The organism is Paraburkholderia phenazinium, assembly GCF_900142845.1.
GTDB lineage: Bacteria > Pseudomonadota > Gammaproteobacteria > Burkholderiales > Burkholderiaceae > Paraburkholderia > Paraburkholderia phenazinium_A.
This window is the reverse complement of the sequence record NZ_FSRU01000001.1, coordinates 3,764,942-3,791,158: the sequence shown is the minus strand read 5'-3', so window position 1 is coordinate 3,791,158 and position 26,217 is coordinate 3,764,942. Positions and strand designations below refer to the sequence as shown.

The 26,217-nt window shown below is 62.2% G+C and carries 27 protein-coding genes and 1 pseudogene; 16 read left to right on the top strand and 12 right to left on the bottom strand.

The annotated features are described in order from the left end of the window. Positions 1-42: 42 nt before the first annotated feature. The 4 genes and pseudogenes from BUS12_RS39930 to BUS12_RS16540 all read left to right on the top strand — a co-directional run. Positions 43-199 (top strand): annotated as a pseudogene (locus BUS12_RS39930) (Sec-independent protein translocase subunit TatA/TatB); the annotation flags it as partial. A 738-nt stretch (positions 200-937) separates the two neighbouring features. Beyond that, positions 938-1,060, top strand: coding sequence for a hypothetical protein (locus BUS12_RS39660; protein WP_290439565.1), 123 nt, complete (start codon positions 938-940; stop codon positions 1,058-1,060). A 7-nt stretch (positions 1,061-1,067) separates the two neighbouring features. Then, positions 1,068-1,808 (top strand): response regulator, encoded by a 741-nt coding sequence (locus tag BUS12_RS16545; RefSeq protein ID WP_074296683.1) that lies wholly within the window; start codon positions 1,068-1,070, stop codon positions 1,806-1,808. Further along, positions 1,805-3,124, top strand: a complete 1,320-nt coding sequence (locus BUS12_RS16540) for an ATP-binding protein (RefSeq protein WP_074296681.1) — start codon at positions 1,805-1,807, stop codon at positions 3,122-3,124. The genes BUS12_RS16545 and BUS12_RS16540 overlap by 4 nt, the downstream gene beginning before the upstream one ends. A gap of 8 nt (positions 3,125-3,132) precedes the next feature. On the opposite strand, the gene BUS12_RS16535 is transcribed toward BUS12_RS16540, so the two are convergent. From BUS12_RS16535 to BUS12_RS16525, 3 genes are all read right to left on the bottom strand, one after another. Continuing rightward, positions 3,133-3,978: a carbohydrate ABC transporter permease gene (locus tag BUS12_RS16535; protein ID WP_074296679.1), complete on the bottom strand. Its 846-nt coding sequence runs from the start codon at positions 3,976-3,978 to the stop codon at positions 3,133-3,135. Beyond that, positions 3,975-4,865: a carbohydrate ABC transporter permease gene (locus BUS12_RS16530; RefSeq protein ID WP_074296677.1), complete on the bottom strand. Its 891-nt coding sequence runs from the start codon at positions 4,863-4,865 to the stop codon at positions 3,975-3,977. The genes BUS12_RS16535 and BUS12_RS16530 overlap by 4 nt, the downstream gene beginning before the upstream one ends. 179 nt (positions 4,866-5,044) lie before the next feature. Then, positions 5,045-6,277 (bottom strand): ABC transporter substrate-binding protein, encoded by a 1,233-nt coding sequence (locus tag BUS12_RS16525; protein ID WP_074296674.1) that lies wholly within the window; start codon positions 6,275-6,277, stop codon positions 5,045-5,047. Positions 6,278-6,633: 356 nt separating this feature from the next. On the opposite strand from BUS12_RS16525, the gene BUS12_RS16520 reads away from it, so the two are divergent. The 6 genes from BUS12_RS16520 (at position 6,634) to BUS12_RS16495 (ending at position 11,143) form a co-directional block, all read left to right on the top strand. Next, positions 6,634-7,407, top strand: a complete 774-nt coding sequence (locus tag BUS12_RS16520) for an SDR family oxidoreductase (protein WP_074296672.1) — start codon at positions 6,634-6,636, stop codon at positions 7,405-7,407. 56 nt (positions 7,408-7,463) lie between these two features. After that, positions 7,464-8,540 carry an ABC transporter ATP-binding protein gene (locus BUS12_RS16515; RefSeq protein ID WP_074296671.1) on the top strand — a complete coding sequence of 359 codons (1,077 nt, stop codon included), beginning with the start codon at positions 7,464-7,466 and terminating at the stop codon, positions 8,538-8,540. A gap of 74 nt (positions 8,541-8,614) precedes the next feature. Next, a complete protein-coding gene (locus BUS12_RS16510; RefSeq protein WP_074296669.1) occupies positions 8,615-9,484 on the top strand; it encodes a MurR/RpiR family transcriptional regulator in 870 nt (289 codons plus the stop codon). 15 nt (positions 9,485-9,499) lie between these two features. Further along, complete coding sequence (locus BUS12_RS16505) at positions 9,500-10,048, top strand: GNAT family N-acetyltransferase (protein WP_253190096.1); 549 nt, start codon at positions 9,500-9,502, stop codon at positions 10,046-10,048. A 117-nt stretch (positions 10,049-10,165) separates the two neighbouring features. Beyond that, a complete protein-coding gene (locus BUS12_RS16500; protein WP_253190095.1) occupies positions 10,166-10,483 on the top strand; it encodes a hypothetical protein in 318 nt (105 codons plus the stop codon). 75 nt (positions 10,484-10,558) lie between these two features. Further along, positions 10,559-11,143, top strand: coding sequence for a class I SAM-dependent methyltransferase (locus tag BUS12_RS16495; protein WP_253190094.1), 585 nt, complete (start codon positions 10,559-10,561; stop codon positions 11,141-11,143). 153 nt (positions 11,144-11,296) lie between these two features. Here the strand turns inward: BUS12_RS16495 and BUS12_RS16490 are convergent, their stop codons facing one another. Together BUS12_RS16490 and BUS12_RS16485 are read right to left on the bottom strand one after the other, a co-directional pair. Continuing rightward, a complete protein-coding gene (locus BUS12_RS16490; RefSeq protein ID WP_074296665.1) occupies positions 11,297-12,121 on the bottom strand; it encodes a transporter substrate-binding domain-containing protein in 825 nt (274 codons plus the stop codon). A 45-nt stretch (positions 12,122-12,166) separates the two neighbouring features. Beyond that, positions 12,167-13,048 (bottom strand): amino acid ABC transporter permease, encoded by an 882-nt coding sequence (locus BUS12_RS16485; RefSeq protein ID WP_083640420.1) that lies wholly within the window; start codon positions 13,046-13,048, stop codon positions 12,167-12,169. A 249-nt stretch (positions 13,049-13,297) separates the two neighbouring features. Between BUS12_RS16485 and BUS12_RS16480 the strand changes: the two genes are divergently transcribed. Then, positions 13,298-14,050, top strand: coding sequence for an amino acid ABC transporter ATP-binding protein (locus BUS12_RS16480; RefSeq protein WP_074296663.1), 753 nt, complete (start codon positions 13,298-13,300; stop codon positions 14,048-14,050). A gap of 123 nt (positions 14,051-14,173) precedes the next feature. Continuing rightward, a complete protein-coding gene (locus BUS12_RS16475; RefSeq protein ID WP_074296660.1) occupies positions 14,174-16,579 on the top strand; it encodes a TonB-dependent receptor plug domain-containing protein in 2,406 nt (801 codons plus the stop codon). Between the two features lie 80 nt (positions 16,580-16,659). Here the strand turns inward: BUS12_RS16475 and BUS12_RS16470 are convergent, their stop codons facing one another. Next, positions 16,660-17,220, bottom strand: coding sequence for a c-type cytochrome (locus BUS12_RS16470; RefSeq protein ID WP_074296658.1), 561 nt, complete (start codon positions 17,218-17,220; stop codon positions 16,660-16,662). Positions 17,221-17,575: 355 nt separating this feature from the next. Between BUS12_RS16470 and BUS12_RS16465 the strand changes: the two genes are divergently transcribed. After that, a complete protein-coding gene (locus tag BUS12_RS16465; RefSeq protein ID WP_074296656.1) occupies positions 17,576-18,007 on the top strand; it encodes a hypothetical protein in 432 nt (143 codons plus the stop codon). 9 nt (positions 18,008-18,016) lie between these two features. Here BUS12_RS16465 and BUS12_RS16460 read toward each other — a convergent pair whose 3' ends face one another. Continuing rightward, positions 18,017-19,147 carry an FAD-dependent oxidoreductase gene (locus BUS12_RS16460; protein WP_074297591.1) on the bottom strand — a complete coding sequence of 377 codons (1,131 nt, stop codon included), beginning with the start codon at positions 19,145-19,147 and terminating at the stop codon, positions 18,017-18,019. Positions 19,148-19,256: 109 nt separating this feature from the next. On the opposite strand from BUS12_RS16460, the gene BUS12_RS16455 reads away from it, so the two are divergent. Further along, positions 19,257-19,982 (top strand): TetR/AcrR family transcriptional regulator, encoded by a 726-nt coding sequence (locus BUS12_RS16455; protein WP_074296654.1) that lies wholly within the window; start codon positions 19,257-19,259, stop codon positions 19,980-19,982. Between the two features lie 41 nt (positions 19,983-20,023). Here the strand turns inward: BUS12_RS16455 and BUS12_RS16450 are convergent, their stop codons facing one another. The 3 genes from BUS12_RS16450 to BUS12_RS16440 form a co-directional block, all read right to left on the bottom strand. After that, positions 20,024-21,190, bottom strand: a complete 1,167-nt coding sequence (locus BUS12_RS16450) for an MFS transporter (protein WP_074296652.1) — start codon at positions 21,188-21,190, stop codon at positions 20,024-20,026. Next, positions 21,187-21,981 (bottom strand): DeoR/GlpR family DNA-binding transcription regulator, encoded by a 795-nt coding sequence (locus BUS12_RS16445; protein ID WP_074297589.1) that lies wholly within the window; start codon positions 21,979-21,981, stop codon positions 21,187-21,189. Before BUS12_RS16445 ends, BUS12_RS16450 begins: the two co-directional genes overlap by 4 nt. Before the next feature lie 186 nt (positions 21,982-22,167). Beyond that, positions 22,168-23,016, bottom strand: a complete 849-nt coding sequence (locus tag BUS12_RS16440) for an alpha/beta fold hydrolase (RefSeq protein WP_253190093.1) — start codon at positions 23,014-23,016, stop codon at positions 22,168-22,170. 18 nt (positions 23,017-23,034) lie between these two features. Here BUS12_RS16440 and BUS12_RS16435 point away from each other — a divergent pair, with 18 nt between their 5' ends. Together BUS12_RS16435 and BUS12_RS16430 are read left to right on the top strand one after the other, a co-directional pair. Continuing rightward, on the top strand, positions 23,035-23,577 hold the full coding sequence (locus tag BUS12_RS16435) for a winged helix-turn-helix transcriptional regulator (protein ID WP_253190092.1): 543 nt from the start codon (positions 23,035-23,037) through the stop codon (positions 23,575-23,577). A 279-nt stretch (positions 23,578-23,856) separates the two neighbouring features. Continuing rightward, the gene (locus BUS12_RS16430) at positions 23,857-24,150 is read left to right on the top strand and encodes a hypothetical protein (protein ID WP_074296646.1); all 294 of its coding nucleotides are present in this window, start codon (positions 23,857-23,859) and stop codon (positions 24,148-24,150) included. A gap of 242 nt (positions 24,151-24,392) precedes the next feature. Here BUS12_RS16430 and BUS12_RS16425 read toward each other — a convergent pair whose 3' ends face one another. Together BUS12_RS16425 and BUS12_RS16420 are read right to left on the bottom strand one after the other, a co-directional pair. Next, positions 24,393-25,154, bottom strand: coding sequence for a glucose 1-dehydrogenase (locus BUS12_RS16425; protein WP_074296644.1), 762 nt, complete (start codon positions 25,152-25,154; stop codon positions 24,393-24,395). 83 nt (positions 25,155-25,237) lie between these two features. Next, positions 25,238-26,134 carry an alpha/beta fold hydrolase gene (locus BUS12_RS16420; RefSeq protein ID WP_074296641.1) on the bottom strand — a complete coding sequence of 299 codons (897 nt, stop codon included), beginning with the start codon at positions 26,132-26,134 and terminating at the stop codon, positions 25,238-25,240. Positions 26,135-26,217 lie beyond the last annotated feature (83 nt).

Here is a 26,217-nt window from a genome sequence, read left to right as displayed (position 1 = left end):
AGAACTGAATTTTCAGTCCTGCAATGTGGAGATACGGTTGCCATGCTTGATTTCGACATTTCCAAACTGGCCGTCATCGGCACTGTCGCGCTGGTGGTACTCGGACCGGAGAGACTTCCCCGCGTTGCGCGTACCGCCGGCACGCTGCTAGGACGAGCGCAGCGTTACATTGCTATCGTGCAGGCGGAAGTGGACCAGCAGATCCGCATGGACGATCTGCGCAAATTCAAGGACGGTGTCGAGCGGGCTGCCGGCGATATGCAGGCCACGGTCGACCGTACCGTTGTCCAGCACATGGGTGAACTGCAGGCAGGCGTCGATGCCGCAGCAGCGGATATCCGGGAAGGCTTGCCCGGCGCCTATCTGCCGTCGGTTCACGAAAGTGCCGGCGATTTGCAGAGTGAACTGTTCAAGGTTCGACCGGCACCGGCACCGTTGCCGTTGCCGGTTTCGGTACAGGCCGTCGGCTCGAACCATTCGCTTCGTCTCGCCGCGGATCTGCCGAGCGCGCCGAGGTCTCCGGCTCAGCGCATGCGAACGAAGTGGCACGGCACGGCATCGGCGGGCCGACGTGGCGCAGTCAAGCGCAACCGCGTCGTCTCGATGGCTGCCAGCAAGGCCATGGGACGGAATATTGACCGGCTCGCGTAACGCTCGCCGCTTCCGCGAGCGCGGCTGTGGCCTGGAAAGCCGGTAAATTGCAAGGTTGTGTGTCGGCGGAAGGTCCAGATACATTGGGATACAAAGCCCGCCGCGAGCTGGGCTATAAAGCACACATACATGACTGATCGTGGACGTGGAGTGCTTTATGACGACCGATTCGACACAACCCGCCGTTGCCCACGCTCGTGCTTACGGGTTGCCTCTACGGCATCGATCCGTATACGCTGGAGCTCTGTCCGACGCAGCGCGCGAGCCCGTGCGCCGTGGAGGCGGGATGCGTCGGCTGCTGGCCATGCTCGTCTTCCTCGCCGGCGGTTTGATCGCGGAACTGGCGCATCCCGTGCAGTGTTCGCTGATCAACGTGAACCGGGTGCGCGTCAATCTCCGGAAGGAATGATCGCTTGATGGAAACCCTCGACCATGTGCTGATCGTCGACGACGATCGCGGCATCCGCGAGTTGCTCGCCGGCTATCTGGAGAAGAACGGCATGCGCGTCTCGCTCGCCGCCAACGGTCGCCAGATGCGCGCCGTGCTGGAGCAGGGCGCACCCGACCTGATCGTGCTGGACCTGATGTTGCCGGGCGAAGACGGCCTCGTGCTGTGCCGCGAATTGCGTGCGGGCAAGTTCCGTTCGGTTCCGGTGCTCATGCTGACCGCCCGCAGCGAGGAGACGGATCGGATCGTCGGGCTGGAGATGGGCGCCGACGACTACCTCGCCAAGCCGTTTGCGGTGCGTGAGCTGCTGGCGCGCATCCGTTCCGTGCTGCGCCGCGCGCGCATGCTGCCGCCCGGCATGCAGGTGACGGAGACCGCACCGATGATCGGCTTCGGCGACTGGCGGCTCGACACCACCGCGCGCCACCTGCTTGACGCCCAGGGCACCATGGTGGCCCTGAGCGGAGCGGAATACCGCCTGTTGCGCGTGTTCCTCGATCATCCGCAGCGCGTGCTCACGCGCGATCAATTGCTCAACCTGACCCAGGGCCGCCAGGCCGATCCGTTCGACCGCTCCATCGATCTGCTGGTCAGCCGTTTGCGGCAGCGCCTCCAGGACGTGGCGCGCGAGCCTCGTTACATCAAGACGCTGCGCAGCGAAGGCTATGTGTTTTCGGCGGCCGTGACCATGATCGAGGGCAATCCATGACGTTGAACGCATGGCCGCACTGGCCTCGCACGCTGTTCGCGAGGCTCGCGCTGATCCTGTTCGTCGGCCTCGCGCTGGCGCAGACATTGTCGGTCTGGCTGACCATGACCGAACGCGATCAGACCATGAACAACGTGATGATGGGTTACATCGAGCGCGAGGTCACGAGTTCGGTCGCACTGCTCGATCATCTGCCACCTGACGAGCGCGCCGAGTGGTTGCCGCGCCTCGCGCGGCGCACCTATCGCTTCATTCTCGGGCCAGGCGTGCCCGGCGCTGCGCCGGACGCCGCGCTGTCGGCGCGCGTGGCGCAATCGATTGCAGACGGCATCGGCAAGCGGTATCCGCTGACCGTCAACGCGGTGCCGGGCCAGCCCGAACGTCTGCAGGTCCATCTGCGCCTGAGCGACGGCTCGCCGCTGACCATCGACTATCAGCCGATGGCAGGCGCGCCGCTCTCGCCCTGGCTGGCGGTGGTGCTGGTGCTGCAACTGATCGTGCTCGCCGCCTGCTGCTGGCTGGCGGTGCGGGTGGCGACGCGTCCGCTGAGTCATTTGGCGCGCGCGGCCGACACGCTAGGTCCCGATCTGAAAGCGGAGCGCCTGCCCGAAGACGGCCCGGACGAAGTGGCGCGCGCGGCGCGCGCTTTCAATGCGATGCATGACCGCGTGAAGCTGTACATGACCGAGCGCCTGCAGATTCTCGCGGCGATTTCGCACGACCTGCAGACGCCGATTACCCGCATGCGTCTACGGGTCGACGTTATGGACGACGACGCGCAGGGGGCCAAGCTGCGGCAGGATCTGCAGGAAATGGAAACGATGGTCAAGGAAGGTGTGACGTACGCCCGCACCATGCACGGCGCGACCGAGGTGCCCATACGCATCGATCCGGACGCGCTGTTCGACAGCCTCGTCTGCGACTATCTGGACGCGGGGAAGGACGTGTCGTTGCACGGGCAGGTCGCGACTTCATTGATCACGCGGCCGCAGGCGCTGCGCCGGATCGTCGGCAACCTGGTGGATAACGCGCTGAAGTTCGGCGGCGCGGCCGAGATCGCGGTTGCGGCCGCACAGGGTGGCGAGGTGAGGATCTCAGTGCTCGATCGTGGGCCCGGCATTCCTGCCGAATCGCTGGAAGCGGTGTTCGAACCGTTCGTCCGGCTGGAAGGATCGCGCAACCGCCACACGGGCGGCACCGGACTCGGGCTTGCCATTGCACGACAGCTCGCGCTCGCGATGGACGCGGCGCTGTCGTTGCATAACCGGCCCGAGGGTGGGCTGGAAGCGCGGCTCGTGTTGAAAAACGCCGGCTGAAGCGACGTTTACTTCACCGCTCCCAAAGCCAGCCCCTTGACCAGATAGCGCTGCAGCCACGCAAACACCACTGACACCGGCAAGGTCGCGCACAAGGTCGCGGCCATCACCAGATGCCATTCGACGACGTATTTGCCGGCCACCATATCGGTGACCTGCACGGTCAGCGTCTTGTTCTCCGGCGAACGGATCAGCGTATAGACCACCGCGAATTCATTCCATGCGTTGATAAACGTAAAGATCGCAGTGACGACAATGGCGGGCACGGCCAGCGGCAGGAACACCTTGAACACAGCCTTGGCCCGTCCGCAGCCCTCGAGCCAGGCGGACTCTTCGAGATCGCGCGGCACGGTCTGAAAGTACGACGACAGCATCCACACCGCGAACGCAATATTGAACGCCGCATACGAGACGATCACCGCGAGCTTCGAGTCGACCAGATTGCCGTCGCCGTACGGAATCATCGCGGCGAGCCGGAACAGGCCCACCACCAGCAGGATCGGCGAGAGCATCTGCGTGACGAGCAGGAATTGCCGGTACAGGCCACGTCCTTTGAACGGAAAGCGCGCGAGTGCATAGGCGGCGGGCAGGCTGACGGCCAGCGCAAGCGCCATCGAAAGCAGGCTGATCACCACGCTGTTGCGCAAGGCCACGCCGAAGTTGGCGGCCACCCACATATCGGCGAAGTTGCTCCATTGCCAGTGCACCGGCAGCCAGCGCGCCGGATAAACGAACACCTCGTCCGCCGGTTTGAGCGCGGTGAACAGCATGATCGCAAACGGGAACAGCACGAGGACGATCAGCGGAGACAGCGCGAGCCAGCACCACAGCGTGCGTTTCATCTTGGTACTCATGCGTTTTCTCCTTCTTTCGCCGGCTGCATGCGCAGATACAGCATCGAAAACACGAACAGCATCACCAGCATGATCAGCGATACCGCCGCCGCCTGGCCCGGACGCCCGAGCCGGAAGCCGACTTCGTACAGATAGGTGACCAGAATATGGGTGCTTTCATCCGGACCGCCTTGCGTCATGACCCAGATGATCGGAAACGAGTTGAACACGTAGATGACGTTCAGCAGGATCGCCATGTTGACGAAGGGTTTGAGCAGCGGCAGCGTCAGTTTGCGGAACTGCTGCCAGGCGCTCGCGCCGTCGATGCGCGCCGCTTCGTAGATATCGCCCGGAACGGACGACAGGCCGCCTAGCAGGATCGTCACCGTGAACGGAATCGACACCAGAATGCCGACGCCGATTTCCACCGGAAACGCGAGCTCCGGCGTGGCCAGCCAATGGATCGGCCCGTTGATCAGGCCGAGCCGATGCAGCGTGACGTTGACCATGCCGTAGTCGTCATTGAAGGCCCAGCGCCACACCACGGCGGTCATGGTCAGCGAGACGGACCACGGCAGCATCACAATGGTGCGTGCCACGCCGCGTCCATAGAAGTCCTGATTGAGGACCAGCGCGACCGGTACCGAGATCAGGACGGTGCCGCCCACCACAAAGAAGGTCCAGTAGATCGTGCGCCGCAACGCGCCCAGAAACTCTGGGTCCGCGAAGACGGTATAGAAATTCTTCAGGCCGGTGAAGTCGCGAATCGCGCCAAAGCGCGACACATCGTGCAGCGACTGATACACGATGTTGAAAATCGGATAGCTGATGATAAACAGCGCGAGTATCAGGCTCGGCGCAATCAGCAACCAGGGCGCCGACAGGCGCGGAGAAGCAGGACGGCTCATGCGTGCTCGATCGTAAGTCGCGCCGTGGCCTCATGGCTGGCGCAACGGGATGGGCCGGGTACAACACGGCGCGCGCCGCCTGTCTGCGGTAGCGCGCGCCGGTCTACATTAACGCGGTGTTTCTTCAACCGGGCATGAGCTGGGCATCGGCTATGCCTCGACCCAGCCTTGCCTCAGCCTTACTTGCCGAGCGATTCGTTCGCCTTGTCGGCTGCCGCGTTGAGCGCAGCGGCCGGCTGGGCCTTGCCGAGGTAGATCGATTGCATCGCGTCGGAGACGGCCTTCGCGGTGTCTTCCCAACCCGTGATGGTCGGCGCAAAGTGCGCGCTCGGCAGCAGCGCGATGAACGCCTTCGTGTCAGGATCGTTGAACGCCGGATCGGTCGCTTCGGCCTTCGTCGTCGGCAGGAAGCCTTCCGTGCTGGTGAACTGCACGCGCGGTTCCTTCGTGAACAGATAGTCGAGGAACTTCCAGGCGCTCTTCTTCACCTTCGAGTTCTTGAACATCACGATCGAGTCCGTCACCGCATACGTGGCGTGCGTCGTGCCCATCGGGATCGGATCGATGCCGTACTTCAGGTTAGGCGCTTCCTTCTTGATCTGCTTCGAGAGGAACGGTGCGGAGATCACCATCGCCACGCGACCCTGCTTGAACAGGTTCTGCACGTCTTCGCGGCTGTAGCCGGTCACGCCCGGTTCCGTCAGGCCGTCGTCGATCAGCGTCTTGTAGAGCGTCGCCGCCTTCACGCCGGCCGGCGAGTTGAACGCAGCCTTGCCGTCCTTGCCCACCACGTCGCCGCCGTAGCTCCACAGCGCATAGTAAAAGTAGACGTCCGTTTCGATTTCCTTGCCTTGCAGACCGAAGCCGGCAATACCTTGCGCCTTCAGCTTCTTCGACGCATCGATCACGTCGTTCCACGTCTTCGGACCGTTCGGGTAGCCGACCTTCGCCAGCAGGTCCTTGTTGTAGTAGAGCGCGCGAGCGGAGGCAGCGATCGGCAGACCGTAGACCTTGCCGTTGATCTCACCCGGCGCCAGGAACGGGCCGATAAAGCGGTTCTTGAAGCTCGCATCCATGTAGCCGTCGAGCGGTTCAGCCACATCGTCCTTCACGAAATCGAGCAGCCAGCGCGTGCCGACAATCGCCAGATCGGCGTTGGCGCCACCGGTAATGTCCGTTTGCAGCTTCTGTTGCAGCGTGTCCCAGCTGACGTCCTCGATCTTGATGGTCGTGCCGGGGTTGGCCTTTTCGAATTCCTGGGCCACTTTCTCGAAGTACGGGGCGGTCGCATCGCTGTAGTGGGCGACGGTGACGCGGACCGTGTCGGCGTGCGCCGCCACGGCCATACCTGCAAACGCGAGCGCTACGGCAATCTTGCCGAGCGCGAAGGAAGCACGGGCTTGCAACGACATTTCTCTCTCCTGGGGTGGTCCGCTGCCGTCGCCGGCCGCTGGGTTGTCAAATTGTTTGAAAAAATCCTACAGGAGTAAAAATTTGTTGTCACGTAGGGTCTACGATATTTTTTCTCGCGGCTGTTTTTGCATAAGATGCTGTAAAGAAGGCGTATTTTGTGCGGTGCAGAGGCGGGCGGCAGGTTGGTCGGAACAGGCCCGGTATGCGAAATGAGTGCGTTGTGTTGGAAATTTACAGCACGCGAAGCCTTTAAGCACGAACCTGAGAGCGTTTGACGAGTGGTGCCGGCGTGCTCCGGACCACCGCGATTCACCCGGTCGGCGGCGGTGCCGGCAGGCAAAAGGCAGGGAGAGACATGACTCGAGTGGTGTTGGTCACCGGCGCCTGTGGCGGGATTGGTAGCGCGCTGTGCCGGCGTTTTGTCGAACTGGGCGACACCGTGCTGGCGCTCGACCTCGACGCAGCGGCGCTCGCAGCGCTTGCCGGCGGCTTCGAGGCGGGCCGCGTGACGCCGGTGGTGGCCGATCTGGCCGATGCGGCGGCGGTCCAGCAAGCCGTCGCGCAGGCGGTCGCGCTGCGCGGGCCGGTCGACGTGCTGGTCGCCAACGCGGGCGGCGCCAAGGGGCTGACGCTGGCGACGACCGACGTCGCCAGTTGGCACCGCGACGTCCATCTGAACCTGAACGGCACGTATCACACGGTGGAGGCTGTGCGTACGTCGATGATCGAACGCCAGCAGGGCGTGCTGGTGCTGATCGGCTCGGTGAACGGCATGGCTTCGCTCGGCCACCCCGCGTACAGCGCGGCGAAGGCCGGCCTGATCAGCTATACCAAGGCGCTGGCGCTGGAATTGGGCAAACACGGCATCCGCGCCAATATCGTCTGTCCGGGCACCGTGAAGACGAAGGCCTGGCAGGCGCGGGTCGACAAGAATCCACAGGTCTTCGAGAACCTGAAGAAATACTATCCGCTGCGCGACTTCGCGACACCGGACGACATCGCCGACGCGGTGCAGTTTCTCGCCTCGCCGATGGCGCGTGTGATTACCGGTGTGGCGCTGCCGGTCGACGGCGGCCTGATGGCGGGCAACCGGCTGATGGCCGAGGAATTGACGCTCGAGACGCTTTGAACCAGTGAACGTGGTGCGCCCGCTTCGCGGTGGCACCGGACGACGATGAGGACAGCATGGCAGCAGTGCAACTGAGCGGCATTTTCAAGCGTTACGGCGACACCCAGGTGGTGCATGGCATCGATCTGGATATCGACGACGGCGAATTCGTCGTGCTGGTCGGGCCGTCCGGGTGCGGCAAGAGCACGCTGATGCGCATGGTGGCCGGTCTCGAAGAGATCAGCGGCGGCGATCTGCTGATCGGCGGGACGCGCGCCAATAGCCTCGCGCCGCAGCAACGCAATATCTCCATGGTGTTCCAGAGCTACGCGCTGTATCCGCATCTTTCCGTCTACGAAAACATCGCCTTCGGGCCGCGCATCCGCAAGGAGTCGTCCAGCAGTTTCAAGCCGCGTATCGAAGCCGCGGCGAAGATGCTCAACCTGGGCGGCTACCTCGACCGCTTGCCGCGTGCGCTTTCCGGCGGCCAGCGTCAGCGCGTGGCCATGGGCCGTGCGGTGGTGCGCGAACCGTCGCTGTTCCTGTTCGACGAACCGCTGTCGAATCTCGATGCGAAGCTGCGCGTGCAGATGCGCACGGAGATCAAGGCGCTGCATCAACGTCTGAAGAATACGGTGATCTACGTCACGCACGATCAGATCGAAGCGATGACGATGGCCGACCGGATCGTCGTGATGAACGCGGGCCGTATCGAGCAGATCGGCCGGCCGCTGGATCTCTACGATCGACCGGCGAATCTGTTTGTGGCCAGTTTTCTCGGCTCGCCTTCGATGAACTTTGCCGAAGGCGTACTGGTGAGCGGCGCAAGCGGTCTCGCGCTGAAACTGGCTGACGGCAGTGAAGTGGCGCTGTCGCACGCACCGGCTTCAGCCAAGACCGGCGCCAAGGTCACGTTGGGCATTCGGCCCGAGCATATCGAAACGCTGGCGCCGCCGGATGGCGTGTCAATGGAAGTCGAAGTGGTGGAGCCGACTGGCGCCGAGACCCACTTGTACGGGAAAATAGGCGGCAGCACGTGGTGCGTGACGACGCGCCAGCGCTCGACAATCGAGCCTGGCCAGCGCGTGGCGCTCCGCTTGCCGATTGGGCATATTCATCTGTTCGATACGGAGAGTGGACGCAGGCTTGCCTGAAACCGCGTGTGGCCGCTGATCTCCATAGAACCAAGACGCGGATTCCAGACCTTGAACCCATAAGGAACACACGGGTGTCCGCTCCCAACCTGATTCCCCACATTCGCGGCGCATTGACCCAGCTACGTCCGGCTGAGCGCAAGGTCGCCGACATGGTGCTGAGCGACGTCGACTTTGCGATGCGCGCCAGCATCACCGAGCTCGCTCAGCGCGCGGAGGTGTCCGAGCCTTCGGTGACGCGCTTCTGTCGCGCGGTCGGTGCGAATGGGCTGCGCGACTTCAAGATGCAACTGGCGCAGAGCGTGGCGGGGGGCTTGCCGTATGCGTCGACGGCCGTCGCGCGGGATGACGATATCCAGACCCTGCTCGACAAGGTCGGCGAAGCGGCGGTCGAAGGCATCACGCATGCGCGTGGGGCGCTCGATCCGGTTGTCGTGGAGACGGCGATTGCCGCGTTGGCCGGCGCGCGCCGCGTGTATTTCTTCGGCGTGGGTTCGGGATCGGGACTGGTGGCCCAGGATGCGGCGCTGCGTTTCCTGCGGCTCGATATCGCCGCGAGCGCATTCACCGATGGTCATTTGCAGCGCCTCTACGCCGGGCTTCTCGAGCCGGGCGATGTGGCGTTTGCGGTGTCGCACTCGGGGCGCAGCGTCGAAGTGAACGAAAGCATCCAGATCGCCAAGGAGCGCGGCGCGACGACCATTGCGCTGACCAATGTCGGCTCGCGGCTTGCGTGGCTGGTCGATATTCCGCTGCTGCTGCGCGTGCCGAGTGCGATCGATCCGAATACGCCGGGCGTGTCGCGGCTCGTGCATCTGTGCATCATGGATGCGCTCGCAATCGGCGTGGCGCTCAAGCTTGGGCCCAAGACGCTGGAGAAGATGCGGCATGCGAAGGCGCGGCTCGCGCATGAGCCGGAGCCGGCAGCGGGGGAGTCGTCGTAAGTGCCGCATATTTCCTTGCCAACTCCGACGTTGCACACCGCTCGCCTGCTATTGCGTCCTTTCACGGAAGCCGATACGGACGCCATCTTCGCGCTGCACAGCAGCGCGCGCGTGTTGCGCTACTGGGATGCGCCGCCCTGGAAGACGCGCGCGCAAGCAGAGCGCTTTGTCGTGGTTTGCAGAAAAATCGAGCAGGAAGGCAGCGGCGCGCGGCTGGCCATCGAACGTGCCGCCGATGGTGTGTTCATCGGCTGGTGCTGTTTGATCAAATGGGATCCGGACTATCGCAGCGCGACGATGGGCTACTGCCTCGATGACGCGGCATGGGGTCAAGGCTTCGCCACCGAAGCCGCAGGCGCCTTGTTGCAGTGGGGCTTCGATACGCTCGATCTGAACCGCGTTCAGGCCGAGACCGACACGCGCAACGCGGCATCGAGCCGCGTGCTCGAGAAGCTCAGGTTTGTCCGCGAAGGTATGTTGCGGGAAGATTGCATTGTGGATGGCGAGGTCTCGGATTCCTGGGTGTATGGGCTTCTCAGGCGGGAATGGAAGCCGTCGCTGTGAGGTCACTCACGGTTTGGCAAGTTGCCTGAGACCGAGACCCTCTATCAACTGAGTCTGCACCGACAGGGCTTGCGCGTTGAGGGTGTCCGGCGCCAAACGACTGCCCGACGACCAAACGTGCAGAACCTCGTCTCGATGGGTTACGACCTCGAAAGAATTGCGAGCGAAGTCGGCTATGCCGACTCGGTGACGTTGCGGAGCTTGGGCAGCACGGCTAGCCCGGCAAACCAGGTGAACGGCCAGATGAGCGGCCAGATGAACGGTACAACGAGCGGCTACGGCACGCCAGGCACTCCCAACTCGGAGAGCGGCATGGCTAACGGGGCGCCGAACTCGGGTTTGCCGAGCAGCAATAGCTCCACGACCAACAGCGCTCCCAAGACCAATAACACACTAGCGACCCCGAGCGTGGTGTCGCCCGCCGCGGGACAATAGCAGCGGGTAACGACGGTGGACAGGGAGCGATCAACCAGTGACAATCGTTTGTAAAATAAATCAATGTCCAGAGTAATGTTCTCCATGTTCCCAGATCCCTGGCTAGACCGTTGGCTAACACTGATCAAGTCGCGGGCCGGTGATCGGCCCGTGCTTGAGATTGGCTGCGGTTACGGCGACGATACTGCAACCTTGACGAAGGCCGGTCTACGCGTAATCGGTTTTGACCTGTCGTTGAGCGCGGTAACGTCGACCAAAATCAGAGTACCCTCGGCGAGCATCGAACGGCGAGACGTTCGCGATCCGCTTCCCGAAGAAGCGACGGACCTGGGCGTTGTGTTGGCGAGTCTGTCGCTTCACTATTTTGCCTGGGAAGAAACCGTGTCGATTGTGGAACGCGTGCGATTGGCGCTTCGACCAGGCGGCGTATTGCTGTGCCGATTGAACTCCACCGAGGATAGAAATTTTGGTGCGGACGGGGGCGAGGAAATCGAGCCGAACTATTTTCTGGTTGACGGACAGGCGAAGCGCTTCTTTGACGAAAGCGCGGTGCGTCGACTCTTTGCGGATGGCTGGCGCACGGTCGCGCTAGAGCATACCGTGACTGATAAGTACCGCAAACCAAAAGCAGCTTGGGAAGTGGTTCTCGAGCGGGAATGATCGTCCGGAGCGGGCGCGCGACACCCGGAGTGCGTCACCCGAGGATCACAGCAAAGAGATCAAAACAGCAAGGATACCTGGGCAGCAGATAGCGGCCACCCGCAATCCATAAAGCAGGCAGCGCGCGAAGACGCGACTATCGCCGTAGCCGCTTCAGGGCAGATTCTTTGTGATGTCCTCACCCAGCCACTTCTGCGAAATTTTCGCGAGCGTGCCGTCCGCACGCAGGCTTTGCAGCGTGGTACGTATCTTCTCGTTCCATTCGGGATCGCCTTTGTCGGTCGCAATCCAGTTCGGCTCGGCGTACAGTTGGGCGACGATCTTGAACGCCGCCGTCTGGTTAATACGCGCCTTGGCGGTCGCCAGATCGGAAATCACGGCGTCGAGACGCACGCCGGGACCCAACGCCAGGTCGCCGAAGGCGACCGTCTCGTCACTCGGTATTGCTTGCACGGCGCCGAAGGGAAAGGCAATCGGAGGCGTATTGGGGATCACCAGATTTTTCTGCAGATAGTTTTCATAGCTTGAGCCCAGACCCACGCCGACTTTCTTGCCGGTCAGGTCTTTGGCCGACTGGATCCGGGTCTCCGCCTTGTTCACCACCAGCACTGCCGGGGAGGCGTAGTACGCCACCGGAAAGTCCAGCACACGCGCACGTTCCGTGTTCGGTGTCATCGAGCAGACGCAGAGGTCCCAGCGACCGTTCCAATGTCCGCCCACCACCACTTCCCAACTGGGCGCGGCGAGTTCGATCTTGACGCCGAGGCGTTGTGCAATGGCTTTGGCTACGTCCACGTCGAAGCCCGCATAGTGATTGGACGCGTCGACAAAACCGAATGGGGGATAGCTGTCCACCAGAATGTCACGCATGACGCCGCTGCGCTGGACACGTTGCAGGGTTTCGCCGGCATGCGCGGCCAGCGCGCTCAACATGACGGCGGCCATCACCAGGGCACCTGGGATCGATTTGAACTTCATGAGGTTCCTTAACAGGAGATCGGGCGCGCGCCGCACGTCCACCGATCAGATATGAGCACGTGCATAGCCTTTGCCGAAGCGGCGTTCAAGGCGTGCTTGCAGCAACTCGCAGACGATGGACATCACCCAATAGATCGCGGCCGCCGCGATCAACATTTCCATATAGTGGTATGTGCTGCGGCCGTAGGATTGCGCAACGAAATTCAGTTCCCATACGCCCATCAAGGAGACGAGGGAAGAGTCTTTCAGCATCGAGACGAACAAACTGCCGGCCGGCGGGATGATGATGCGCAGCGCCTGCGGCGCGATCACGCGCAGTGCGATCACGTGCCGCGGCAGGCACAGCGCCAATGCCGCTTCTCGCTGTACGGGCGGGACCGACAGCACGCCACCGCGAATGGTTTCAGCCAGATAGGCGCCGTAGTTCAACGACAGCGCCATCACACCCGATGTCACCGGTCCCATGACGACACCGACCTGCGGCAGTGCCAGGTAAATCAGCAGCACTTGCAGCATCAACGGCGTACCGCGAAAGAACGAGCCATAGAACGTCGCGAGGGCGAAGGCAACCGGATTCGCGGACATGCGACCGGCGGCGACGAGCGTTGCGATCACGCAGCAGCATGAGATCGAGATCAGGGTGATCAGGATCGTCAGCGGCGCACCCTGGATAAAGTCGTCGGGCGAGAGGTGCAGGCCCAACAGAAACGGCAGTTTGTCGCGCACCAGTGAAAACTGTAGTCCGAGGTGCGACAGCAGCAGCACCAGCAAGGCGAGCAGGATCAACCATGTGATCCGCGCACGGATCTGGAAGCGGGCACGGCTACGCAACTCTTCACGTAGCGTGTCGAATTCCACGAGGGGCGCGCCTGGTGTGTCGGGTACGGCGGCAATGTCGTGCAAATGCCTGAGCTTCAGCTTGAACATGGAAACGCAAACGGTGAGGTGGCTCGGAAAGCGGCAAGCCTATGCGCTTGCGCCCGAAAGTGTAAATGGTTAGTGACGCGCAACGAAAAAGTAAAAATGCTTATGGATATATTGATACGGTATAAGGGCGATTGCGTCCGGGTGCTAGCATGCACGATCATAAAAATCATGTACCACCGCGACGCGCACAGGAAATTGGCGTCATGTCGGAGCGTAGCGGGCCAGGTACGGCAATATCATTTAAACAGCATGTCAGATAGACCTTCCGACTCACTGATCTCGTTGCGCGGTGTCAGCAAATGGCACGGCCGCACGCAGGTTTTGAAAACCGTCACGCTCGATATCCGCGCCGGCGAGACTCTGGTGATCTGCGGGCCGTCAGGCTCGGGTAAATCGACCCTGCTGCGCACGATCAATGGCCTGGAGAAACGTCAGGCGGGCTCCATTGACGTTGCCGGCGTCGCGCTGGATCTGGAATGCCGCAACGCCGAAGCGGTCCGACGCCATGTCGGCATGGTGTTCCAGCAGTTCAATCTGTTTCCGCATCTCACCGTACTGCAAAATCTGCTTCTGGCGCCGATGCATGCTCGCCGTATATCCCGGGACGAGGCGGAACAGTCGGCGCGATACTACCTTGCCCGTGTGCATCTTCAGGACCACGCCGATAAATACCCGGCGCAACTCTCCGGCGGCCAGCAGCAACGCGTCGCGATTGCCCGGGCGCTATGCATGCGGCCGAAGATCATGTTGTTCGACGAACCTACCTCGGCGCTGGATCCTGAAATGGTCCATGAAGTCCTCGATGTGATGGCCGAACTCGGTGAAGAAGGCCTGACGCGAGTGTGTGTGACCCACGAAATGGGTTTTGCCCGCCGCGTCGCGGACCGGGTGGTGTTCATGGACGGTGGAGAAATCATCGAAGTGGCGGCGCCGGATGTGTTTTTCGAGCGCTCGTCGAATGAGCGTACGCGGCAGTTCTTAAGCAGGGTGCTGGCGCATTGAGCCTGCCATGAGTCGCGCGACGCGCGACTCGATCAGGAGAAACGGGCAATCGTAAAGGCGGACGAGGCGGACACAGATCCGCTCGGTGGTATTCAGACGTATCTTGACAGGTGAGCCAAAAAAATGAACCAGAAAAGCTACTTCGGTATTAATTTAGGATTACTGATGTGGTCGGTGTCGGCCGCATCGGTATGGGCCCAAAGCGCACCGGGCGCAGCCACATCCGGTGTGCAACCCGCGGCAGCCGCCAGCGCGCCGGGCGTGACACTGGACTCGATGGTGGTCACCGGTAGCCGGGCGGTCAACCGCTCGCAGCAGAACAGCACCACTCCCATTCAGGTCATTAGCGCAAAGGATCTCGCGGCCACGGGACAGGGCAATCTGCTCGATGCACTGAAAACTTTGGTGCCGTCATTGACGACACCCGCTGTGGGCTACGACGCCGGCGCGCTGTCTCGCACCTTCCAGCTGCGCGGCTTGGGACCGGGCGAAACACTGGTGCTCGTCAATGGCAAGCGGCGCCATCTTTCGGCGACGCTGTATGCGGACGAGGATCCATCCCAAGGGGCGAATGCGGTTGACCTGGACTTGATACCGCTCGCGCTGATCGATCACGTTGAAGTTCTGTTGGGGAGCGCGGCGGCGCAGTATGGCTCGGACGCCATTGCGGGCGTGATCAACATTGTTCTGAAGCGTGCCAGTCAAGGTAGCACGGCCACCGTAACGGGAGGCGCATACGGCAGCGGGGGCGGCGCCACTGGTCAGGCCGATGTCGAACAGGGGCTGCCGTTCGGCGATGACGGTTACCTGACCTTGAGTGCGGGATTCCGGCACCATGGCTACTCCAATCAGAGCGGGCCCAGCGGTGGACCGGAACCCGCCAGGGTGCAAGGCGATCCGCAGACCAATATCGGTACATTCGGTTTTAACCTGGAGCGCTCGCTGACCCCGGGCGTGACGTTGTACAGCTTCGGGACGGTTGCCGACCGTACCGTGCGTGCCTACGAAGACTACCGTTCGCCGTCCTATATCAGCGAGAACATGCCGGAGTTGGCGGCCCTGTACCCGAACGGCTTTTCTCCGGTGGAGCGCAGCCACGAAACCGACTTCAGCTTTACCGTCGGCGTCAAAGGCAGGACGGATTCGAACTGGGACTGGGATCTGAGCACGACCTATGGTCGCGACGAAATCAGTTTGAGCAATCTGAATACCGCCAACTACAGTCTGCTGACCGACAACGGTTATACGCCAACGTCGTTTTACGTCGGCAGCTATACGTCCTCGGAGTTGACTACCAACCTGGATTTGCGCAAGTCGTTTCAACTGCCGCTGTGGAGCGCGCCGGTCAACGTCGCGGTGGGCCTCGAACATCGCTATGAAACGTTTAGCCTGGGCGCGGGCGAGCCCGGCTCGTACTATGAAACCGGGTCCGTTGCATTCCCGGGTTATCTGCCGACCGATGCGAGTAGCTCGAACCGGCAGAGCGTCGCCGCCTACACGGATGTCTCGACGCATATCTTGCCGCCCTGGCAGGTCGATCTGGCCGTGCGCGCCGAAGATTACCAGGCCCTCGGTGCATCCGTTGACGGCACGGTATCGACGCGCTACGACTTCACCGATGCGTTTGGTGTGCGCGGGTCGGCAGGGACGGGCACTCATGCTCCCACCCTGGTGCAGGACCACTACTCGGCCACCAACGTGACGACCGGCGGCGCCTCGATCCAGATTCCGTTAGGCTCACCGGGTGCGGCGATTCTCGGTGCTCCTAATCTCAAGGACGAAACATCCCGGCAATTTAGCCTCGGCATTGCCGGCAAGCCGACTCACAATTTCGACTACAGTCTGGACTTCTATCAGATCGACGTGGACAACCGTATCGTGGATAGCGGCGGTATCTACGGGCCGCTTGCCGCAGAGGCGATTGCGGCAAACGGCACCACGGTGCCGGCCGATGCGGTCGAAAACACCTATGCGCAGTTCTTTACCAACGGCGCCGATACGCGTACGCGGGGGATCGATGCGGCATTGAACTACCTGACGGATTATGGCCGCTACGGCAGCGTGAAGTGGAATCTCGACGCCAACTATAACCGCACCACCATCCGTCATATCAACACGCCGGCAAGCCTCGCTGCGGCCGGTGTTTCAGTGCTGGACGCCATTCAGACCTCGAACCTGACGACCGCGACACCGCGCATCGTGGTCTCGGGAGCGGGTGTCTACACGCTAGGCAACTGGCGGGTAACGCTGCGTGAAACCTACTACGGCAAATCCACTCAGGTTCAATGGTCGACGGACTACAGCACGGTGTATCCGGACAACGTCAATCCGGCCTTTATCACTGACCTCGATATCGCCTACAAGATCAACCGGAACGTGACGGTGGCGCTCGGCGCCAACAATCTGTTCAACACATTCCCCAACAAGAATAATCCGAACGCGGAGCCTAACTTCGACATGTATCCGCATTTGTCACCGTATGGGATCAATGGCGGCTACTACTACATGCGGTTGACCTGGCAGATTTGAGTTCGATGGCGGTTGCGCGGCGCGATGGGGGTTTGATCGTGGTAAAGCGGAGCGGGACAGTGCGTGGTGCTTGCCTGCTGCTATGGCTGGGCATTGGGTTGGGCTGCGCTCTGCTTTTCGAAATCCTGAGCGGAAATGCCACGCCCTTTATATAGGAATGCGGTCAAGTCCCAGATCGTCTGGTCGTCTTGCGTCTTGCCGAACGCGGGCATCGCGGTCATTTTGACGCCGTTCTTGATGACCCAGAACATCATCTTGGGATTGTTACGGCGCGTCGGCGCCAGCAGTTCCGGCGCGAGCGGCAGGATGCCCTGACCGATCGGACTCAGCGCGTGTCCCGGTGCGCCGTGGCACGCCGCACAAGTGCTCGCGTAAAGACGCGCGCCGGCCTCGACGTTGGCGGTAGTCATCAGATCGGGCGGCACCTCGATATCGGCCGCGTGGCGGTGCAACGACTGCAGGTAAGTCTTGTGCAGCAGCCACGCGACGAGCGGGTTATGTCCGGACGTGGCCGAGACATCGTACACGCCCGAGTACATGAATCCGAAGCCGGCCGCGCCGGCCACGACCGCCGTCGCGACGAACGCGCTCAGCGTGGGATGCCGGGAAAGGAATGAAGCTTCTCTGGCTACCGAGTTCATGTTCGACTACCTGCTATAAAAAATGGGGAAGTGGATCGCTGCGTGCAAGGCCTCGAAATACGCACTGACACAGGCGCTTGTGTCAGACCGTGTAGTCATTGTTGGATCGGGTAGATGACGGCGCCCTTGCCCGGTGATTACAGATTTGTCATTTACCCGTAGTGACCGGACCTGGCCGCGCATGGCGCTTCAACGCGCATTGGGTCCGGTCTGTGCTGCGTAGGCATGACGCCCGACGAGCGCTTTGAACCATTCGACGTATCGATCAAAATTGGCGACAATCGCCCCACGCAGCGACGGTGAATGGCCCCCGTCGCCGTATGTGCCGCTCAATCTGAAAGTCTGAAAAGGCAACATGAAACACCTGTTCCTCGCTGCGCTCGCGGCCGCCTCTTTCGTCACCTGCGTTCATGCGCAAAGCAACGCGTCGGGCCCGCTCGCCACGCCTTCGGGCACGCTGCAATTCGTGCGTGCCGATCGCGATTTCACTGCCATGCTCGACAAGGAAACGTTCGATCGCTTCGAGGCGAACGGGCTCACGCATTTCGATGACGTCGGCAGCGCAAACGACAGTGTTACGCGCATGCTCGTGCAGACCGAGTCGGGCCCGGTGCTGTACGACTTTCGCCGCCGTCCGGCGCTTGTGCAGCGCCTGGACAAGCGCATGACGATCAGGCGCGTGTTCTGGCAAGGCGATGAAGTCGTCATGCAAGGCTCGCAAGGCTGGTTTCGATTCGAGCACGGTGTGCTGACGAAGCTGCAGTCTACGAGCACGATCTACCATTGATCATTCAGCTCAGACGGGCTGGTGATGCGCGAAGAAATCAAGCAGACTCTGCGGCGCGTTGGGACCAAGACACGCTTCGAGTACGCCTTCCGCCGCTATAGCCTCAGACGCGCTGCGAGGGAAGAGGTCTTTTTCATACGCAGCGAGCGCCGCTTCAACGTCGCCAGGATTCGCGGCGATGGCCTGCGCGAGTTCAGCGCCGTCGAACATGGCAAGGTTGGCCCCTTCACCAGAGGGGATCATCAGGTGCGCCGCATCGCCTAGCAGTGTCACCCCGGGTACGCGAGCCCATGTGTGCCCAACCGGAAGCGCATGAATAGGGCGCGGCACAGGGTCCGTCTCGCCGTCGGTGATGAGCGCTGTTAGCGCCGGAGCCCAACCCTCGAACTCCTCGGCAACGCGGGCCCTGGCCGCTACCGGGTCGGAGAAGTCGATGCCGTCGATCCAGTCCTTGGGCTTGTGTAACTCCACGTACGTGTGCAGCACGCCATTCGGCTCGCGGTGCGCGAGGATGCCCTTTCCGGGCGCAAGCGCAAACAGCGCGCCATCGCCAACCGCTTGCGCGCTAGCCTTGTGACGGGTGTCGCTGTCGTACAGGTGCGTTTCAATGAATGCTGTGCCCACGTACGCCGGTTTCGCCTCGGAAAGAAGCGGACGAACTCTCGACCACGCGCCGTCAGCCCCCACGAGCAAGTCTGTCGTCACCGTCGAGCCGTCGGCAAAGGTCAACTTATGCCGGCCGTCGCCGAGCGCAGACGCTGTGGCAAGTTTGTGTCCCCAGCGGATCGTGTCGGCAGGAAGTGAGTCGAGCAGAATCCGCCGAAGTTCGCCTCGCGGTACCTCGGGGCGGCCGCCGGTGCCGTCGTCGGGTTCATCAAGCAGGACGTTGCCGTCCTTGTCGAGTACTCGCGATGCCTGACCGCCGGCGTGAATGATCGCGAGAAACGGATCGAAGAGCCCTGCTGCCTTGAGCGCGAGCTGCCCGTTGTATTCGTGGATATCGAGCATGCCGCCCTGCGTACGCGCGTTAGCCGAGGCTTCCGCTTCGTAGACCGTCGCGGCAATGCCGTGGACGTGGAGGACTCGGGCAAGCGTCAGCCCACCCAGTCCCGCACCAATAATCGCAATCGAAGTGTTCATCCTGATTCCTTGATGGTCGGAGGTCGTCACAAGATCTGCTTCAGACAGTCTATGGAACGTCATTCCATAGTATTATTGGAACGGCATTCCATAAGTGTCAAGATGAACAATGGCAAAAAAAGCACGCAGCACCCAACGGCGCGAGGATTCGCTCTCGCCGGATCGAATCATTGAGGCGTCGATTGCGCTGCTGGACAGTAGCGGGGAGAACGGCCTGACGTTTCGCGCCCTGGCCGAGCGGCTCGCCACCGGCCCTGGTGCGATTTACTGGCACGTCGCCAGCAAGAGCGATCTGCTGACCGCCGCGTGCGACGCTATCGTCGCTCGCACGCTGAGCGAGCCCGTGGTCGGCGCGACGCCGGAGGCCAGCATTCGTGCGCTTGCGCTGGGCATGTTCGACGCGATCGACGCGCATCCATGGGTTGGCTCGGCGCTCACGCGCGCCCCGGGTCAGTTGCCCGTCGTGCGTATTCTCGAACGCCTGGGCCAGCAGTTACGCGCGCTTGGCGTGCCGGACGAAGAACAGTGGGAAACGGTGTCCGCGTTGTTGAGCTATATCCTTGGCGTCAGCGGACAGAACGCGGCGAACGCGCATTTCGCGCGGGAGCGGGACGCCGATAGGTCCAACTTCCTGGATGAGGTGGCGACCATGTGGTCTCAGCTCGATCCGGATGAATACCCGTTCACCCGCAGCGCAGCCGCACAGTTGCGGGTCCACGACGACCGTGTCGATTTTCTCGCCGGGATCGATCTCATCCTTGGCGGGATCAGCCAGCGCGCGGCCGCTGCCCGGAAGGGGCGTGCAGGCGTCGCCGGGACGAAGAGCAGGCGTTGATTCTTCGAGGTCGTATTGAGTGAGGATGACTGACTATCCCCTCACTCCACCACCGCCTTCGGCTCAGCAGAACGACTCGAGCCGCGCACAGCCCGTCCACCAAACGCGCAGACGATCAACGTCGCCGCCACCAGCACGCATAACGCCAGTCGCAACCCCAGCAGTCCTGCGCCGAATCCGATTAGCGGCGGGCCCACCAGAAAGCCCGCGTAGCCCGCCGTGGCGGCCATGGAGACGCCTACGGCCGGCGTCGGAGTCGAGCGGCCGGCAGCACTGAAGATGACCGGAACGATGTTGGCCAGACCGAGGCCGACGAGCGCAAATCCTATGCAGGCGGTGAACGCGCTTGGGATGCTCAGCACCAGAGCAAGGCCGCTCGCCGCGACGAAACCGCCCAGCGCCACCACCTTGCTGGAACCCAGCCGGCGCACGAACACGTCGCCGATGATGCGACATGCCGCCATCGAAAAGGCGAACGCGGAATAACCGAGTGCCGCAATGCTCGCCTCGCCGGTCAGGACGGTGCGCAGGAACACTGCGCTCCAGTCGGCTATCGCGCCTTCCACCATCATGCACAGGAACGCCAGCGCGGCAAGCCTCATGACAGCCGCACTGGGCAGCGCGAAGCCGCTGCCACCTGGCGCTGCACGCGGTCCAAGCTCGCGAAGCGCAAGACCGGCGGCAGCAAGGATCAGTGCGCCGATCAACACATCCGGCAACGCCAGGCTGGCGATCACGCCCATCCCGCTCCTTTGGAGCATCGCGCCGGTCGCTGCGCCGAGTAGGCCGCCGGCGCTCCACGCAGCGTGGAACGACGACATGATCGGCGCGTGCCAGGCGCTTTCGATGGTACTGGCATGGCCGTTCATGGATACATCCAGCGCGCCGTTTGCCGCACCCAGCAACAGAAGCACGATGCACAACAACGGAAAGTTCGGCGCTAGCGCAGGCAGCGGTAGCGCCGCCACAAACGCTACGCCGAGCAGAGCGGTGGCCCGGCCGCTGCCAAGCCGGGGCGCCAGGCGTCCTGCAAGCGGCATCGCGACGATGGCGCCTAGCGCGAACGCGAACAGCGCCATGCCCAGCGAGGCATCGCTTAGCGAAAGGTGTTCCTTGATACGTGGCACTTCGACCGCCCACGCGCCGATCCCGAAGCCATTGGCCAGAAACACCGCGACGGTTGCAATACGCTCCTTGACAGGCTTCATGGCGTGGCCACGATTACGCTACCGCAGACCTTTTCAAGCGTGCGTCGCCCGTCGGCGTGGAGGTCCGCCTCGATCACCAGATAGTCGACGTCCGATGCCGGCGCGACCACGAACGGGGCCGCGGTCATCAGCTTTTCGGATGTCATCGCAATGGCGACCAGACCGCTCGCTTTGACCATGGCGCGCTTCAGTTCGGCATCTTCCGCTTCGAAGGCTGCGACACCTTCGATGGGGTCGAGGGCGCACGCCCCCAGAAAGCAAAGATCGGCCTTGATCTGCTGGACCTGCAGCAGCGCGGTAGCCCCAACCGCACCGGCAACCTGTTTCCCAACCCTGCCGCCGACCAGGATGACATCGAAGCCCGGCCGATCCAGCAAACGCAGGCACGCCTCGGGCGAGTTCGTGATGACCGTGAGGCCGACGTTGTCAGGCAGCGCTTGCGCGATCGCGACGTTCGTTGAGCCCGCGTCGAGCAGGATGACCTGCTTCCTCTGCACGATCGACACCGCAGCGATAGCGAGCCGCTGCTTGCGATCAACCGCCTCGCGCATCCGCGTGGATGCGGGGTGGTCAGCGGGGGAGGTGAGCAGTGCGCCGCCATAGACCCGCTTGCAATGGCCGGCGCTGGCGAGGTCGCGCAGGTGGCGGCGCACCGTATGCTCGGACGTGCTGAGTTCGACCGCCAACTCCGACGCGAGCACGCGGCCCTGCGCTCTGAGCCGCTCAAGAATGAGCCGCTCGCGCTCCTCGGGCAGAAGCCCGTCTACTGCATCCTGCCGCGTTCGTTGCATGCGTGCTTCCCGCTTGAATAGCAAAACGATCATAAACGAGCATAATGTATAGAAAACGAGCAGAATGTGCAATAGGCGGCGAGCCGGTTAGCCCAAGGTCGAAAACGCGGTGGAGGTAGTACGCGGCGACCTCGGCGGTCGGCACGTTGAGGGCATTCGACCGGTAGGCGCTGAACAGGCCGTTGGCTAGAGCGCGTCAATCCAGGCGGTGACTGCAGCGTTCACGTCTTTGCTGCGGTCCTGCATGATCCAATGGCCTGTGTGGGACCACACGTCGACTTCCGATTTCGGATGTGCGAACCAGGTTCGCATGCGGTTGGCCTGCTCGTTGTCGCGGCACAAGTGCTTCACAGGCACTGTGAGGCTTTTGCAGAACGTGGCGCTCGCCTCTCCAATGCCGACCTGATCGCCGCCAAAGAACAGTGGGGCAAAGGACTCGCGTACGACATGCGCGGGCATGCCCTGGACGCGCCTCGCGTGCCAACGCTTGTACGCCGGATCGGTGCTGCGGTCATAGACAAGTTCGAACAGGGCAGGCGCCGCCACGCCGGGATCGCCGGCGTTCAGATCGCGGCTGGTTGTCGCAAAGAGTTTGGCCGCGGCTTCGGAGAGGCCGAGCGCGCCGTCGACGGACACCACGGCACTGACCAGGTCCGGCCGCCTGGCGGCAAGTCGGGCGGCGATCTGCCCACCCATCGAATGGCCCACGATGATGAACTTCTGGCCGGGATATTTCGTCACGATAAACGCCTCGATGTCCGAGACATAATCCGCGGGCGTGTAGGCGCCCGAGGGCATGACCTGCGATCTGCCATGCCCGCGCAGATCGACAGCGACGACACGGTATTGGCTTTCGAAGTACGGCAGTTGCCAGCTCCAGTCATGGGAGTCGCAAGTCCAGCCGTGGAGAAACATCACATTCTTGCCTTGGCCTCGCTCCGTCGCGAACAGCGTCGCCGGCGATTCGGGCGCAGCAGAAGCCGTACGGCTGCTCAGCGCGCCTGCTACAGTCGCCGCACCGGCGATCTTCAGCATGCCGCGTCGGGACAGTTTGTGTTTCATCATTTCCATTCGTTATCCTTATTGATTGGGCGTGCATCAACCGCCTGGCTCGCTCGCCTGCGTGACGTCGAGCTCGAAGCAATTGACCTGACTCCATGTTATACGTTGGATATCTACGGTCAATTACGCACCTTCAGGTGCGCAGATATACAGAAGGATACTGGGATGACTTGCGAGGTCGATGAGGTTTTCTTTGCGGACTGTGCCGCACGCTCGTTTTTCGATCAGGTGGCGAACAAGTGGTCGGTGATGATTCTCACGCTGCTCACCAGGAAGCCAACCCGCTTCAACGAGATCAAGCGCAGGCTGGAAGGCGTCACGCACAAGGCGCTTACGCAAGCCTTGAGGCGCCTCGAACGGAATGGCCTGATCGCGCGGGCGGTGCTCAATACTTCGCCGGTAGCGGTGGAATATTCGATCACGGAACTCGGGCGAACCTTGCAGGTTCCGTTCGGCGCGGTTTATGCGTGGTCGATCGAGCATCTGGATGAGATTGACCAGGCACAAAAGGTCTATGACCAACATGCGCCGTGAGAGCCATAGTGCCAACACCCGGCCCGTAGCGGGAGACCCTGCCGCTAGTGGGTGATTGGAGACGAGCACCTATTGAGGCGAATCTCCAAAAACCGAAATTAATCTTTGCGAACAACGCGCTTAATTATTAGCGCCCGCTTTCCTAAACTTGCTGTTAGCTGCTATGGACTCGGTCGCGCGAGTTTGATCGCCACGAGCCAAGCGTACAACGACCGCTATGGAGACATGCAAATGGGTCGTTTACGTCGAAATTGCAGTCCAATCAAAGAGGAACGGGTCATGAAAAAGGCAACTAGCACACTCATCGCGGCGCTCGCCGCACTCACGCTGTCGGGCGTCGCTTATGCGCAGAACAACACGCTGGCCACCCCGACCACCGTGTCGCCCGCCGCCACTGCAACGAGCGGCTACGGCGCGCCTGGCGCCACCAATTCGGAAAGCGGTATGGCCGCCGGATCGTCGAACTCGAACCTGTCGAATAGCTCGAGCAATAGTGCGGCGGCTCTCACCAACCTCCCCGGGAGTCACAACACGCTGGCCACCCCGAGCACAGCGTCTCCGGCTGGCCAATAACGGCAATTGAGGACGACAACCAGGCGTCAATAAACGACGGCAGGAATAAGTCAATACGACTGGCTTAGCTTGCCGTCACGCGCCAGATGGCCGAACCCGCCCCCACGTTGAATGACAGCGTCGGGGCGGGTTCGGCCATGAGCGCTTGTCTGTCACGCGTGCCTCTGTTCGGCCGCGTGGCGCAGACGTCGCGCCCCATGCCGTTCCCGCAGAGCACCGCCTCCATCGCCGCAACCTGTTGCTTACTTGCCGCCGGTGACATCGAGGAACGTGCCGGTGATGAACGAAGCCTCGGCGCTTGCCAGCCATAGAATCGCCCGCGCAACCTCTTCAGGCTGACCGCCTCGTCCCATGGGGATCGAGTCTTTGACGCGGTCCACCCGTCCCGGCTCGCCGCCACTAGCGTGCATGTCGGTGTAGATGTGTCCCGGGCGAATGCAGTTGACACGTATCCCGTCCCGCGCGACTTCTTTGGCGAAGCCGGTAGTAAATGTCTCAAGCGCACCTTTCGAGGCAGCATAGTCGACATATTCGTTTGGACTGCCAAGCCGGGCCGATGCCGATGAGATGTTGATCACCGCGCCGCCTCGACCATTGTGACGACGCGACATCCGCTTCACCGCCTGCTGTGCGCAGAGGATCGGGCCTATCGCATTGACCGCGAAGATGCGCTGCATCCGCTCGAATGCGAGATCCTCTAGCCGAGACTGCTGCGCAATGATCGCGGCGTTATTGACCAGCACATCGATGCGGCCGAACTTCCGGTCGATCGCGGCGAATAGCTGAGCGACCTGCTGCGGATCTGCGCTGTCTGCACGCATGGCTAAAGCCCGGCGCCCGACAGCTTCCACATCGGCGGCCACCGCAAGAGCGGCAGACTCGTTGGAGACGTAGCTTATCGCTACGTCGTAACCCTGTGCGGCAGCCAACCGCGCAGTCGCTGCGCCTACGCCACGGCCTCCGCCCGTTATCAGAATCAATGGGGTCTGCGGAACAGTATTCATTGAGGGAACCTCCATGTGTGATGCTTGCGTGCCTGGCTCGGCCGAATAACAGAGCGGTGTCAATCGCCTTATGCGCAAGAGCGTCAAGCGGCGGCCCATGCGTTGACGTCGAGGACCGCGTCAGCGAACGCTTCGGGTGCCTCCTGCGGAAGATTGTGGCCGGCGTTCGGCACGACGCGGTTCTGATGGCGTCCCGTGAAGCGCTGTGAGTTCGCCTGCCTTCCCCCGGGTGGCGAAACGCCATCGGCGTCCCCTTCGAGCGTGATCGTAGGCACCGTGATCGACGGCATGGCGGACAAGCGGCGCTCGATATCGTCAAACTGGGGATCGCCGTCGACCAGTCCGAAACGGTGCCGGTAAGAATGGACGACCACATCGACGAAATCGGGGTTGTCGAACGCCGCTGCCGAGCGCGCGTAGGTGTCGTCGTCGACGCGCCAGGTCGGTGACCATAGCGACCATAACAGACGACAGAACGCGCGCCGGTTTTCAGTCAGTCCGGCCCGGCCGCGCTCGCCATGGAGGTAGTACTGGTACCACATCCGGTATTCCTTTTCGGGGTCGGCGGGCCGCACGGCGCTAGCTATGTTCTGGATGTTGTAGCCGTTGACCGAGACCAGTCCTCGCGCTCTCGAAGGATAGAGCGCGGCCACGATGCATGCCGCCCGGCCGCCCCAGTCGTACCCGCCGAGCGTGGCCTGGCCAATCTGAAGTGCATCGAGTAGCCCTAGCAGGTCTGCTCCAAGCGCCGCTTGCTGGCCCGAACGAAGTGTCGTGGGCGCAAGGAAGCGCGTTGGCCCGTATCCCCGAAGATAGGGGGTGATGACGCGGGCGCCCTGGGATGTCAGGCGTGGCGTCACCTCCGCGTATGCGTGGATGTCGTAAGGGAAACCGTGTAGCAGGACCACCGGCCAGCCATCGGCATTGCCCTGTTCGTCATAGGCGATGTCAAGCAGGTCGGTTGCAATATGTTTAAGCATGGTGTCTTCCTTCGCAGCAAGAAGGATATCTATCCTGCGGCGGTCCAGCAAACCAGATAAATTGCCGAATCGCGTTAGAAAAA